Below are 12,889 nucleotides of genomic sequence, written 5' to 3'. Positions count from 1 at the left end.
GAGACCCTGTGTGTTCTAGCCGCTCAATCCGCGTGTGCTTTCAGCACGTTATCGACCACTTGCGTGGCAAGGCCGATATAGCCGGCCGGGTCGAGCGCATCGGCGAGTTCGTGCTCTCCCAGATATTGCGCGACCTGCGGATCGGCGCGCAGCACTTCGCCGAGCGGCCGGTCTTCCGCCAGCGCCTGGTTGCACAGCCGCGAAATCGCATGGTGCGCGTTCTTGCGGCCGAGCTTCGGCGCGAGCGCCATCATCACGCTCTCGGCCATCACCTGTCCGCGTGTTACATCGAGGTTCGCGCGCATGCGGTCTTCGTGCAGAATCAGGCCGGACAGCACGGTGTGCATCTGCGTGACGGCGGCATGCGCGTGCTGGAAAGTCTGAGGCACGGCGATGGTCTCGAAATGCCCCTGCCAGTCGCGCTCGAAGTCCTGCACCATCGACTCCATCACGATCGCCACCTGCTGTGTCGCCATCTTGCCGTGCACGATCACCAGTTCCGGCACGACCGTGTTGTGCTTGTGCGGCATCGCCGAGCTGGTGCCACGCTGCTCGCCGCCGCCTTCGGAGGCTTCGGCGAGTTCGTCGCGCGTCATGATGACCAGCGATTTGGCGATGCTCGCCATCGATTGCGCAATCGAGGCGATTCTGAACACCACCTCGGAGACGCGGTCGCGCGAGGCAAACCACGCGATCTCTGCCGTGCCGAGTCCCAGTTCCGCCATTAACGCAGACTGCACTTCCAGGCCGCGCGGCCCCACCGCGGCCAGCGTGCCGATCGCGCCGCCGAACTGGCCCACGAACGGCTCGGCGCGCAATGCCGCGAGGCGTTCGCATTGCCGCTCGACTTCGCTATACCAGACCGCGCAACGAAACCCGAAGGTGGACGGCAGCGCATGCTTGCCATGCGTGCGCGCGATCATCAGCGTCGAACGATGTCGCGCCGTCATCTCGCGCAGCTTGCGACGCACCTTGTCGAGATCGGCGGCGAGCACGCCGAGCGCTTCGCGCAATTGCAGCACGAACGAGGTGTCGGTGATATCGCGCGTGGTGGAACCCCAGTGCAGGTATTCACCGGACTCCCCGCAATGTTCGGCGAGTTGGGTGACGAAAGGCATCACCGGGTAGCCGACCGCTTCCACGTCGATGCGAAAGCGTTCCCAGTCGATTTCGAAGCTATGCGACTTCTGCTCGATATCGCGCCAGGCGTCCTGCGGAATCACGCCGAGCCCGGCCTCGACCTTGGCCAGCGCGACTTCGATTTTCAGGTAGTTCGCCACGCGCGTGTCGTCGGAAAAGATGGTTCGCATCGCGTCGGTGCCGAACAGGTTGCGCACCACTTTCGAGGTGAAAACAGACATGAAGCCTCCTTGAACGCCGTCCATCCGGTCACTGCGGATGGATGGCCGCCGCCTTGACGGCATCGGCCCAGCGGTGCGTGTCGTCGGCGAGGTATTGACTGAAGTAAGCCGACGATTGCACCGTCGGATCGGAACCGAGGTTGACGAACTGCGACTTCAGCGGTTCGCTGCCGACTGCCTGATTGACCGCCGCGTTCAGTTTCGCGATGACCGGCGCGGGCGTGCCGGCGGGCGCGAGCAAGCCGTACCACGCCGCGATGTTCATGCCGTCAAGCCCGGCTTGCGTCATGGTCGGCACGTCGGGCAACAGGGGTGAGCGCTGCGCGCTCGTCACAGCGAGTGCCTTCAGCTGATGCGCGAGCACGAGCGGCTTGGCACTCGGAATATTGACGAAGCTGAAGTCGACGTCGCCGCTCATCACTGCCGCCACCGAAGGTGCGCTGCCTTTATAAGGCACATGCGTCGCCTTGATGCCCGTCTTCAGTTTGAATATCTCGCCCGACAGATGTTGCGTGCTGCCGCTACCCGAGGACGAAAAGTTGCCGCCGTCGGGCTTCTTCTTTTCATAGGCAATCAGTTCGGCTACCGAATTGACCGGCAGCTTCGGATTGACCACCAGCAGATTCGGACTTTGCGCGAACAGGGCGACCGGCGCATAGGCCGTCAGCGGATTCTGGCTCAGTTTGGGAAACAGACTCGGGTTCACGGCGAGCGCGGATGAACTGACCAACAGCGTGTAGCCGTCCGGCGACGCTTTCGCCACGTAGGCATCGGCGATGTTCTGTCCGGCCCCCGGCCGGTTTTCGACGATCACCGACTGTTTCAAGGTGGTGGTCAGTTGTTTTTGCAACAGTCGCGCCATGATGTCCGCGCCGCCACCCGGCGTGTAGCCGACTACCAGACGGATGGGATGGTCCGGATAGTGAGCTGCCGGATCGCTGCTCTGCGCGTTCGCGCATCCCACCATGCCACCGAGCGTGACCGCTGCAATCGATGCCACCCCGCAGCGCCGGACGGCTTTCCGCTTCGATGCGTATGTCTTCATGAGTTCGACGTGCCGGCCTAGCGTTGTTTGGCCAGCGACGGCGGTTTCGTATCGTGCTGCGCGTCTTTCATGGTTGGCATCTGAGGCAGAGTGCTTGCCGCGAGGCCTTTGCGTTTTCTCACGGCGCCGCGGATCGCGAAATAGAACTGCAGCAGGATCAGGAGCGCGCAGACCGCCATGAAACCGGCGCTGATCGGTTGCTCCACGAAGATGCCGAGGTTGCCGTGCGAGAGCAGCAGCGCGCGCCGGAAATTCTCCTCCACCATCGGACCGAGCACGTAGCCGAGCAGAATCGGCGCGACCGAGAAACCGAACGCGAGGAACACTGCACCCATCAGGCCGAACACCAGCACTTCGCCGACTTCGAACAGGCTGTTATTGGTGCTGTACACGCCGACCGCGATGAAAAACAGCGCAGCGGGAAACAGGTACCGGTACGGCACCTGCAACACCTTCACCCAGATCTGGATCAGTGGAACGTTGAGCAGCACGAGCAGCACGTTGCCGACCCAGAAGCTCGCAATCAGCCCCCAGAAAATGTCGGCGTGTTCGCTGATGAGTTGCGGTCCGGGCTGGATGCCCTGGATCAGCAGTGCGCCGAGAATCAGCGCCATGACCGGATCGCCCGGAATGCCGAGACTCATGGTCGGGATGAAGTCCACCTGGGTCTTGGAGTGCGAGGAAGCTTCCGGCGCAGCCACACCTTCGAGCGCACCGTTGCCGAAGCGCTCCGGTGTGCGCGAGATTTTCTTTTCCAGCGCATACGCAATGAACGTGGTGATGGTCGGTCCGGTACCGGGCATCGCGCCGAATGCCGTGCCAACTGCCGTGCCGCGCAGGATCGGCAAGAACGCCTGGCGCAGCTCCTTCAAGCTCGGGCGCATGTCGCGCAATCGCAGTTTCACGCCGCTGCCTACGGTGTGCATCCGGTTGACGTTACGCAGGAATTCGGTCACGCCGAAAAGCCCCAGCGCGAGCGCCACGAGTTGCACGCCATCGGCCAGTTCGGTGAAGCCGAAGTTAAAGCGCATCACACCGGTATTCACATCGGTGCCGACCACGCCGATCAGCAAACCCACGACAGTCATCGACACGCCTTTGAGCGGCGAACCGCTCGACATCGTGCCGCCTGCCAGCAGGCCGAGCAGCATGATCGAGAACAGCTCCGCGGGACCGAACTTGAAGGCGATGCTTACCAGCAGCGGCGAGGCGAAGATCATCACGATAATGCCGACCGACGCCGCGAAGAACGACGCGATCATGGTAATGCCGAGCGCCGTGCCGCCCTTGCCCGCCCGCGTCATGGGATAGCCGTCGAGACAGGTTACTGCGTGCGGCGGGTGACACGGCAGGTTCAGCAGAATCGCGCCGATCGCGCCGCCATACTGCGAGCCGTAGAAGATACCCGCGAGCATCAGGATGGCCGGTACCGGATGCATGGTGTACGTGAGCGGCAACAGGATCGAGATCGCCGACAGCGGTCCCATGCCCGGCAACACGCCGATCAGGTTGCCGACCAGCACGCCGAAAAACGACCACAACAGGTTGTGCCATTCGAGGGCAACGCCGAAGCCTTGCCACAGATCAGCCAGAGAATGTCCAATCATGTTCAGCCCCAGGTGAAGAGCGGAAACTGCAACTGCAGCAGCCACCAGAAGATGACGACGGCGAGCACCGTAATGACCACGGCCAGCGCAAGCGCGCTCTTCCACGTGTTGTCGCGGTCCCCGAATGCCGAAATGAAGGTCACTGCAAAGGACGCCGGCAACAGGCCGCCCCATTTGCCGAGCACGACGAACGCAACGATGCTGGCGAGGATGCAGAACCAGCCGCGCCATTCGGGTCGCACGGCTTCCCGGCCGGCCTCCTCGCCGATTGGCGGACGGGTGGCGGGCCGCTTCGCGGTGCAGACGATCGCAAATCCGAGCGCGATGAGAATCGCGCCGAGACAGGTCGGGAAAAACCCCGGCCCCATGTGAGTCAGACTGCCGAAGTTGTACGTGATGCCTTGCGTGACGGCGCCCGCGCCGATCAGGCACATCAGTGCGCCGCCGTAGTAGTCGCGCCGGTAGCCACTGAAGAACGGCTGACCGGCCGGGTGTCCTGTTGCACTCTGCATTGCATGTCCCTCCTGGTTCTTGTGGTGCCGCGCGGTACGAGCCGCGGGGCCCATTTGCGTGCCACGCGTCGCGCGCCGGACGCGAATCAATGCGGCCTGTTAAAGCAATGCCGCAATTCGCGCGACGTCCGCGGCGCGATCGAGCGTCCAGAGCGCCTCGAGTGCGCGCGTCTGCCATACGTCGTCCCGGATGCCGGCGGTGTTCGCGCGGAATTTCTGGTCGATTGCCTCGTCGCTGAGCGGATTGGCCAGGTGGCCCCGCGCGTGATCGATTCTGACCTCGACAGTCTCACCGTCTGTGCGCTGTGCCTCGATTACACAATGGCCAGCGCCGAGCGACGGTTCGGCGACGAGTTGAAATTTGCGCCGCACGGCCGCGAGCGACGCATCGCGCACGCGCTCGTCGGTGTATTGCGCGAGGCCCGCCGCGTCATCCACCAACGCCACGGCGGCGGAATGCTGGAAACTGAACTTGCCTTCGAGGCCCGTGGCGGGCTCGGCAATATTGCTGCTGTCGAGCGAAATGGCCGGAATGCGGCAGAGCGCTTTTTCCAGCGTGGCCGACGTCAAACCATGCTCGCGCCGCAAGGCGAACATTGCGTCGATAACCGTGTGATGCGGCAAACAGCACGCATACGGCTTGAACATATTGCGCCGCAACTCGAAGCTCGCACCGAGTCCGTCCACTGCCCTGGCCAGATCGAACTCGGGCGTGGTGAGTGCGGCGAAACCGAGCGGCGCCTCGATCGCGATAGGGGAACTGGTGATGCCTTCGCGCGCGGCGAGCGCGGCCAGCACGCCGTTCATGGACGCCTTGCCCACCTGAAACGGTTTGCCCATCGAACCGTGATTCTGCCGCGAGCCGCTCGCCTGCGATGCAGCCATGCCAAGCGCGTGCCGCATGGCGTCGACGTCGAGCCCGAGCAGCCGGCCGGCGGCAGCGGTGGCCGCAAACGTGCCGCTGGTCGGCGTGTTCTGCCAGCCTTTGCGATAGACCGACGGATTGAGCGCGCGTGCGAGCCGCGCGCCCACATCCCACCCGGCCACGAAGGCGACGATCATCTCGCGCCCCGATGCGCCGATCATCTCGCCGAGCGCCCAGACCGCGGGCGCGACCGGCACCGTGCCGTGATAGAAAAAGTCCGCGTGGGTGTCGTCGAAATCGAGCGCGTGGCCTGCCGTGCCGTTCAGGAACGCGGCCGTCATCGCATCGGTGCGGCGCTGCGTGCCGATCACGCGCGCTTCGGCCGCGCCCATGCGGCTCGCGTACACGCGATGCAGCCCCGCGCTGAGCGGCTCGCTGCTGCCGGCCAGCGCAACGCCCTCGAAATCGACGAGCGCGCGCTTCGCATCGTGCACGACTTCGGCCGGAATATCCTCCCAGCGCAACGTCGCGGCGTGCGCGGCCAGCAGCCGCGTGACTTCGATATCCTGCCCTCGACCAGCACGCTCCACGTCCATCTCCTCAGATTGCGATGATGCGGACCGCGCCGGCTGCAAACGGAAGGTTCATCCTGCAGCTCCGTTCCGGCCCAGGTTGGCGAAACCTATTTCAGGCTCTGCATCGCTTCCATCGCGTGCAGCGAATACACGTACGCCGCACCGGCGTTCAGCGCAATCGCCGTTCCGAGTGCGTCGGCCACTTCCGCTTCGGTCGCGCCTGCCTGCACGGCCGCAGCCGTATGTGAGCTGATGCAACCGTCGCAACGTGTCGTCACTGCCACCGCAATGGCGATCAGCTCACGTGTCTTGGCATCGAGTGCACCGTTCGAGCCTTGCGCGGCGGCCAGATTGCGATACGCCTCCAACATTTTCGGGTTCGAATTGCCGAGCAGATTGGACGATCGCTTGAGCGTGCCGAGCAGTTCACTCCAGTTCAGAAACATCACGATTCTCCCTATGAAGAAAGAGCGTCCCCGCATCGGGGTCCGCGAATTTCATGCGACTGAACCGATCTTAGAACGCCGTTCGCGCGGCCAACAACCGTTCCATTTGGTTGAACTGGGGGCCGACCGGCGTCACGCCGTGGCGTCGCTGAGTTCGTCGCAAACCGGTACGTCCCCGCCCGGCGCGGCGTCGCTCCAGTGATTCGTCACGCTCAGCAAAAGCGCGTGCGGCGGCACGGTGCCGGAGGTCGTCGACAGCGTCTGGCTGGCATCCATGACCTGCGTGACGAGACGTTCATGGCGCTCGCCTCCGAGCCGCGATACCGGCCCCGACACACCAATCGCCCCGATCACCGTACCGGCCGCGCCGAAGATCGGCGCGGCGATTCCGTCGACGCCCAGCCGCCATTCCCCGTGATTGGTCGCATAACCTTGCGCGCGGATCTTCGCCATCTGCGCGAGAAAGACACGCGCATCGGTGATCGTGTTGACCGTCGCGGGAGCGAGCCCGGTCGACATCGCCGCGAGCCAGCGCGGCCCCTTGAAGGCAAGCATCGCCTTGCCGGTCGCGACGCAGTGCGCAGGCACCCGCCCGCCGATCTGGCTGTACGCGCGCATCGGACTCTCCGCTTCGAGCTTGTGGACGTAGACCACGTCGCGTTCGTCGAGCACCGATAGATGCACGCTTTCGCCCGTGGCATCGGCCAGCAGGGACATCGCGGCGACGGCATGACGACGCAGATCGAAACCGGGTAACGCGGCCGACGCCACTTCCCACAGCTTGATCGCGACGCGATAGCGACCCGAGCCGCTCTGCTCGACGTAGCGTTCCTCGACCAGCGCCTGCAGCAGCCGATGCACCCCGCTTTTCGGCATGGCGACCGTCGCCGCCAGTTCGCTGACACCCATCGATTCGCTGCGACGCGCGAGCACTTCGAGCAGGCAGAGACCTTTCACCAGTGTGTTGTTCATCGACGACCTCATCGGCAGTGCAACCCGCACGGAGCGTTTCGGGAGCAAACGGCCGCGAAGGTGCAAGCCGTCATCCCGACATTATGCGAAGCCAGCATGAAACCGCACTTCGAAATTCCCATGATGGATATTTTGGGATTTGTGTCCTATGCTTTGCAACAGTCTAACAGCCCATATGCTGCAACAGCGCACGCGTCTGTGCACGCAACCATCCGATCGTCATGGCGTATCCCCCGCGGGCGTTGGAGCGAACCTGATGAAATTGGAAGACATTCACGCCTTCGTCGCGGTAGTGCGCAGCGAGTCGGTCACCGGCGCAGCGGAAGTGCTGCTCACGCATCAGCCGGCCGTCACGCGGCGCGTGCAGAGCCTCGAGAAGGATCTCGGCGTGCTGCTGCTCGACCGCAACACCAAGCCGAGCCGGCCGACGCCGCTTGGCCGGCGCGTGTTCGATCTGTGCATGAACGTGATGCGCGATGTCGAACTGATCGAGGACCTGATCCGCGCCGACGCTCCGCTTACCGGGCGGCTGCGCGTCGGTGTGGCGGAGACGCTGGCGGAACTGGCGCTGTTCGACGCGCTGCCCGCGCTGCGCGAAGCCTTTCCGCAGATGGAAGTCGAAGTCGCGTCGGGCTGGAGCACCGAAGTCATCGGACAATTGCGTCAGGGCGCAGTCGATGCGGCGATCGCTGTCCTGCCCGAGTCCGCACGGTTCAATAGCGGCCTGCTTGCCGAGTCGATCGGCGTGCTGCCGATGGTGGTGGTCGCTCAGCGCGGCTCGGCGCCGGCCCGTGCGCGACTGGATGAACTGCACGATCGCGAATGGGTGCTTAGCCCCGAAGGCTGTGGCTTTCGTGATTCGCTGCAGCGCGCGCTCAGCGATCGCGGGCTGCCATTGGCGATACGCATCGCCACTTTCGGCACCGAGCAGAAACTCGGACTGGTGGCGCGTGGCGTGGGCCTCGGTTTCGTGCCGGAAAACATGCTGGAAACGAGTGCGTTCGCACCCGCGCTGCAACGCATCGAACTGGCCGATTCAAACCGCTGCCGCACGTCTGGCGCGTTTATCCGGAAAACCTCGGACGCGCCACACATTGCGTGAGGCGTCTTGGCGACGTGATCGTCGCCGGTTTATCCAGAGCCGGGTACAAGCCACCTAAGGTGGCCGACCTGACACTCCCGCCGCATGAAGGCCGGTCCAGCACGCGACGCGGCCCGCTCACCTGAGCACGACACTGCGCGCACTCTTTCCCTGATCCAACACCAAGGAGACCTGTATGAGCATTGCTCGCCTACGCGAATTCGTCAGCGATCTGACCGACATCGTCGGCGATGACCTACACGAGGCCGCTCTGCTGGACAGAATGCGCGCACCCATGACTCGACTGCTGGCCAAGGACGACTGGCTGCCCGACGCGTTCGCGCAGCCACATCCCGAGTTCTATCAACAGTATTTGTTGCACTGCGATCCGAAACAGCGCTTCTCGGTGGTGAGTTTCGTCTGGGGACCGGGTCAGAAGACGCCGATTCACGATCACACCGTGTGGGGCATGATCGGCATGCTGCGCGGTTCCGAGCACTCCACACGCTTTGAAGTCGTGGGACCGGACCAGCCTCTGCGCGTGGCGCAGACCGACGTGCTGGAGGAAGGCGGGATCGACGTGGTGTCGCCTTCTGTCGGCGACGTGCATCAGGTGAGCAATGTGTACGACGATCGCGTGTCGATCAGCATTCACGTGTACGGCGCAAATATTGGCCGTGTGCGACGCCACGTGTACAACGGTGAGACCGGTGGCGTGAAAGAATTCGTATCGGGTTTCTCGTCGAGCGTGGTGCCGAATCTCTGGAATGCGAACTGAGCGCCGAAGCAAGCCGTCCGGCAGCTCGCGACAGTAAGATTCATGCAGCGGGGAGCGTCCAGTCCACCGGACGCGCCCCGCTTCTGTCTGTCAAACCTGTCAAACGATGGCCGCGCCGCTACGAGGGCTGATGGCGGAGCGCTGGGTCGCGCAGATCGTCGGAACGATCGCCTGCGGACGGCCGGTCGCGGTACATCCGCAGCGTGGCGATCAGAGCTACCACCGCCGCGAGCGACACCCACAGCGCGGGCATCGCGCGATTGCCGGTCATGTGGATCAGCACCGTGCAGATGACCGGCGTGAAGCCGCCGAAGATCGCTTGCGCGAGACTCCACACCAGCGAAAAGCCGGTGCCGCGTATATGCGCCGGCATGAGTTCGGTGAGTGCCACCACCATGCCCGCCTGCCACGATCCGTAGATCATCGCGTACCACACCTCGACGGCCAGCAGCCGCGCGAAACTCGGCGCCTGCACGAGCCACAGCATCAACGGATAGGCCGTGAGGATCACCAGCGCCGCGCACACGAGCAGCACGGGCCGTCGGCCGATCCGATCCGATAGCGCGCCGACGATCGGCAACATCGCGAAGTTGACTACGCCCACCGCCATCGCCACCGCGAATGAATCGAGTTCCGGAAGATGCAGCACGCGGCTGCCGAAAGTCGGCGTATAGGCGGTGATGAGGTTGAACATCACCGCCGTCAGCGTGACCATCATGATCGCGCCGGTAATGCGCCTCGCGTTGACGCTGAGCGACGTGAAAATTTCGCGTGTCGACGGATGCCGGGTCCGCTTCTCGAACGCCTCCGTTTCGCGCAAACGACGGCGGATCGTGAACAGCACAGGAATGATCAGGCAGCCGATCACGAACGGAATACGCCAGCCCCAGCTATCCATCTGCTGCGGCGTGAGTTGCCAGCGCAGCGCCACGCCCAGCACCGCGGCGAACACCACTGCGGCCTGCTGGCTGGCGGACTGCCAGCTCACCCAGAAGCCGCGCTTGCCGGGCGGCGCGATCTCGGCGAGATAAACCGACACGCCGCCCAGTTCCGCGCCTGCGGAAAAGCCTTGCAGCAACCGCCCCAGCACGACGATCACCGGCGCGGCCATGCCGATGGTCTGATACCCCGGTGTGAAGGTGATCATCAGCATGCCCGCCGCCATCAGCGCCAGCGTCAATAGCAGGCCAGCGCGGCGGCCTTTGCGGTCGATGTACGAGCCGAGTACCAGCGCACCGATCGGCCGCATCAGGAAGCCGACGCCGAAGGTGGCGAGCGAGAGCATCAGTGAGACGAACTCGTTGCCGCGTGGAAACAGCGCATGCGAAATCGACACGGCGTAAAAACCGTACACAGAGAAATCGTACATCTCCAGAAAATTGCCGCTCGTCACGCGAAGGATGGTGCGTACCGGCGATTCCTGTTTATCGGGTGTTGCCATTGCTCTCTCCGTTGCGATATGAAGTGCGTTTTTCGGGTTGTGCGCGCAGGGACTACATGGCAACCGTCGGAAGAGCAGCGGCCCGCACGATCATGCCTGGCCGGGTGCGGCATAGCCGCCACGCCGGCGCGCAAAACACGCCTAACGCCGCGTCCAGCACGGGCGCAATCAGCAGTGCGATCCGGAAGTTACCGGTGAGTTGAACCCGTTCGTAAGCGGGATAAGCCCCGGGCATATAGAACGGCGCATGCACGAAGTTCGGCACACCCAGCGATCCGAACACGTTCGTGAGTCCCGACGGGAGGAGCAACAGCAGCAGACCATAGCCGACGTTGTTCAGTACCGCGAATATCAGGGTAAGCACCAAACCGTTCATCGAGCCACCTCCTGGTCGACCTGCGGCGACGCGTGAACTCACGCCTCGTGCCGACGCAGCGATCGCCGGTCTCATGTCCTATATATCAGGACACACATCCTGCATTACGTTTACTTTAAAGCGTTTTCTCCGCGTATCGTCATGGGGTATTCCCGCAAATGCGCATTCGGCGTGCACAGGTTGCGGGAAACAGGGAGCGTTCGGGCGGTTAGCCGCGGGAGTGACGCGGTGGCGTACGAAACGATTCGGTGCTGGTACGACAAATTCAGCGCTGGATTCGGCCGATGCGCCGAAGCGGCGCGGCCCCCATCGGGTTCTGCAGAAATTTATTCCTGTCCTGTAGACGTGAAACAGGCGCTGCGTGATGCCAAAATCTGAACCTCTCACTCACCGCACGGGCAGGCATCGCAGCGTGGCGAACGTTGAGGCGTGCCTGCTGCTCTCCCGCCTGACGCCGCGCGTGTGCCGTTCGCGACGCTACCCTTCCCGGCTGCGCGCAGCCCGTAGCGGATCGCGCCCGCCGTAATGTCGATTCCGTGCGACTTCGCGTGTTCCGCGATCTGCTCCAGCGTGTAGCCCTTTGCCTGCGCCGCGCGTACGCGCGCGCGCATGTCCTTCATAGCATCGCGCACCGTGACCCCGCGTTCTGCATCGGGCTTTTCAGGCAGCGCGTCGAGCGCACGGGCAAACGCCTCCCATTGCGACTTCGTATAGACCCTCGCGACAGGCATTGTCACCCTCCCGTGCACACCTTCCTGCGCGCCGTTAACGCACGGACCTGTGACCATCCTGCGCACAGCAAACGCACCCGTCAACTACCTGTTTTCGCGCGGCAAACGGGTACGGGAACGCATGGGACGTGATGGGAAGCGGTGAGCACAACGCACTTTTAACGCCTGTCGTACATGCGCGACACATCCGCCATTGACGCTCCGCATTCACGCCCCGTTACGCATCGAGGTTCGCTCGCGCTACGCACTAGGTTCGCACGGTGCACCCTCACGTTACGCACGGCCGTCGGTCATCGATAGACGGCGGATGAGTATCGACAGCGCGAGATCGGCAAACGTGGCAACGACGTGGATCGGACATCGATAGCACCCGACCTGTGTATGGCTTGCAACGCGGCAACGCCAGACCTGCACCCTGTATCGCGCCACTTCTGCACACGTCACACGTGCGTTTAGCATGACGACATACGCACAATCGTGGGCATGCCATGCGCACGGAATGGACCGATAAACGCGAGTACTGCGCACGGGAAGAGCATCCGTTTGCGCACCGGCATACGCATTTCGTTTGCGCCCGAAGGGAGACCTCTGCGCAGCGGTTTCGCACGGCCTTCGCACACGGTTCGCACGCCATTCGCACGCGATACTTCGGGGCCTGAACAGAGGTTTACGCCGTGACGGAAACCTCTGCGCAAAACGTTTACGCCGGGCGACAAAAACCGCACTGAAAACACGGTATTGCAGGATAGGCTACCGCCGGTTTTGGGCGCCACGCACCGACGAGGAAGCGCACCGACAAGTTGTGGCGCCCCGCCGATGCATGCAGCTCGAATACGGACGCGCCGCGTCCCCACGAAGTTCGTGCAGGGCGTGCAGTCGGGCCAAAAGAAAAGGGCTTTGTCGCGATGGTGTGCTTTTCATACCGGGCATCGCGTCCGAGATCCCGCCGCATTGCGGTTACGCTTCCGCAACTAGTCGTTCCATATTGCGCTCGCCCCCTCGGTTTTCGGAGTGCTCGGGATCGAGGTTCGGCCCATAGCCGATGACTTTGTACGCTTCGTTGAGACTGCGAAACTCGTGCGCCATCTGCTCCGTTGAC

Annotated in this window: 12 protein-coding genes; 2 read left to right on the top strand and 10 right to left on the bottom strand. The window is 63.5% G+C overall.

What is annotated here, in order from left to right:
- Nucleotides 1-23: 23 nt before the first annotated feature.
- From BXE_RS27565 to BXE_RS27535, 7 genes are all read right to left on the bottom strand, one after another.
- On the bottom strand, nucleotides 24-1,361 hold the full coding sequence (locus BXE_RS27565) for a class-II fumarase/aspartase family protein (protein ID WP_011491413.1): 1,338 nt from the start codon (nucleotides 1,359-1,361) through the stop codon (nucleotides 24-26).
- 28 nt (nucleotides 1,362-1,389) lie between these two features.
- Nucleotides 1,390-2,361 (bottom strand): tripartite tricarboxylate transporter substrate binding protein, encoded by a 972-nt coding sequence (locus tag BXE_RS27560; protein WP_158340995.1) that lies wholly within the window; start codon nucleotides 2,359-2,361, stop codon nucleotides 1,390-1,392.
- Nucleotides 2,362-2,423: 62 nt separating this feature from the next.
- Nucleotides 2,424-4,013 carry a tripartite tricarboxylate transporter permease gene (locus BXE_RS27555; RefSeq protein ID WP_011491411.1) on the bottom strand — a complete coding sequence of 530 codons (1,590 nt, stop codon included), beginning with the start codon at nucleotides 4,011-4,013 and terminating at the stop codon, nucleotides 2,424-2,426.
- A 2-nt stretch (nucleotides 4,014-4,015) separates the two neighbouring features.
- A complete protein-coding gene (locus BXE_RS27550) occupies nucleotides 4,016-4,525 on the bottom strand; it encodes a tripartite tricarboxylate transporter TctB family protein (RefSeq protein WP_040124833.1) in 510 nt (169 codons plus the stop codon).
- Nucleotides 4,526-4,624: 99 nt separating this feature from the next.
- Nucleotides 4,625-5,980 (bottom strand): MmgE/PrpD family protein, encoded by a 1,356-nt coding sequence (locus tag BXE_RS27545; RefSeq protein WP_011491409.1) that lies wholly within the window; start codon nucleotides 5,978-5,980, stop codon nucleotides 4,625-4,627.
- 92 nt (nucleotides 5,981-6,072) lie between these two features.
- Nucleotides 6,073-6,411, bottom strand: coding sequence for a carboxymuconolactone decarboxylase family protein (locus tag BXE_RS27540; RefSeq protein ID WP_011491408.1), 339 nt, complete (start codon nucleotides 6,409-6,411; stop codon nucleotides 6,073-6,075).
- 132 nt (nucleotides 6,412-6,543) lie between these two features.
- Entirely contained in the window at nucleotides 6,544-7,383 is an 840-nt protein-coding gene (locus BXE_RS27535) for an IclR family transcriptional regulator (RefSeq protein WP_049782270.1), read from the bottom strand.
- Nucleotides 7,384-7,639: 256 nt separating this feature from the next.
- On the opposite strand from BXE_RS27535, the gene BXE_RS27530 reads away from it, so the two are divergent.
- The gene (locus tag BXE_RS27530) at nucleotides 7,640-8,485 is read left to right on the top strand and encodes a LysR family transcriptional regulator (RefSeq protein ID WP_011491406.1); all 846 of its coding nucleotides are present in this window, start codon (nucleotides 7,640-7,642) and stop codon (nucleotides 8,483-8,485) included.
- 175 nt (nucleotides 8,486-8,660) lie between these two features.
- Nucleotides 8,661-9,242 carry a cysteine dioxygenase gene (locus tag BXE_RS27525; protein ID WP_011491405.1) on the top strand — a complete coding sequence of 194 codons (582 nt, stop codon included), beginning with the start codon at nucleotides 8,661-8,663 and terminating at the stop codon, nucleotides 9,240-9,242.
- Nucleotides 9,243-9,360: 118 nt separating this feature from the next.
- On the opposite strand, the gene BXE_RS27520 is transcribed toward BXE_RS27525, so the two are convergent.
- The 3 genes from BXE_RS27520 to BXE_RS27510 all read right to left on the bottom strand — a co-directional run bounded on the left by BXE_RS27520 (nucleotide 9,361) and on the right by BXE_RS27510 (nucleotide 11,790).
- Nucleotides 9,361-10,683 (bottom strand): MFS transporter, encoded by a 1,323-nt coding sequence (locus tag BXE_RS27520; RefSeq protein WP_011491404.1) that lies wholly within the window; start codon nucleotides 10,681-10,683, stop codon nucleotides 9,361-9,363.
- A gap of 52 nt (nucleotides 10,684-10,735) precedes the next feature.
- The gene (locus tag BXE_RS27515; protein WP_011491403.1) at nucleotides 10,736-11,059 is read right to left on the bottom strand and encodes a hypothetical protein; all 324 of its coding nucleotides are present in this window, start codon (nucleotides 11,057-11,059) and stop codon (nucleotides 10,736-10,738) included.
- 383 nt (nucleotides 11,060-11,442) lie between these two features.
- On the bottom strand, nucleotides 11,443-11,790 hold the full coding sequence (locus BXE_RS27510; RefSeq protein ID WP_011491401.1) for a hypothetical protein: 348 nt from the start codon (nucleotides 11,788-11,790) through the stop codon (nucleotides 11,443-11,445).
- Between the last annotated feature and the right edge of the window lie 1,099 nt (nucleotides 11,791-12,889).

The sequence above is a fragment of the Paraburkholderia xenovorans LB400 genome (assembly GCF_000013645.1).
GTDB classification, from domain to species: Bacteria; Pseudomonadota; Gammaproteobacteria; order Burkholderiales; family Burkholderiaceae; genus Paraburkholderia; species Paraburkholderia xenovorans.
The sequence above is the reverse complement of the archived record's forward strand: the minus strand, read 5'-3'. Positions and strand labels throughout refer to the sequence as shown.

Coding starts and splice junctions, on each gene's coding strand:
- BXE_RS27540 (WP_011491408.1), bottom strand. CDS start 6,411: ATGTTTCTGAACTGGAGTGAACTGCTCGGCACGCTCAAGCGATCGTCC.
- BXE_RS27565 (WP_011491413.1), bottom strand. CDS start 1,361: ATGTCTGTTTTCACCTCGAAAGTGGTGCGCAACCTGTTCGGCACCGAC.
- BXE_RS27535 (WP_049782270.1), bottom strand. CDS start 7,383: ATGAACAACACACTGGTGAAAGGTCTCTGCCTGCTCGAAGTGCTCGCG.
- BXE_RS27510 (WP_011491401.1), bottom strand. CDS start 11,790: ATGCCTGTCGCGAGGGTCTATACGAAGTCGCAATGGGAGGCGTTTGCC.
- BXE_RS27525 (WP_011491405.1), top strand. CDS start 8,661: ATGAGCATTGCTCGCCTACGCGAATTCGTCAGCGATCTGACCGACATC.
- BXE_RS27550 (WP_040124833.1), bottom strand. CDS start 4,525: ATGCAGAGTGCAACAGGACACCCGGCCGGTCAGCCGTTCTTCAGTGGC.
- BXE_RS27515 (WP_011491403.1), bottom strand. CDS start 11,059: ATGAACGGTTTGGTGCTTACCCTGATATTCGCGGTACTGAACAACGTC.
- BXE_RS27520 (WP_011491404.1), bottom strand. CDS start 10,683: ATGGCAACACCCGATAAACAGGAATCGCCGGTACGCACCATCCTTCGC.
- BXE_RS27530 (WP_011491406.1), top strand. CDS start 7,640: ATGAAATTGGAAGACATTCACGCCTTCGTCGCGGTAGTGCGCAGCGAG.
- BXE_RS27555 (WP_011491411.1), bottom strand. CDS start 4,013: ATGATTGGACATTCTCTGGCTGATCTGTGGCAAGGCTTCGGCGTTGCC.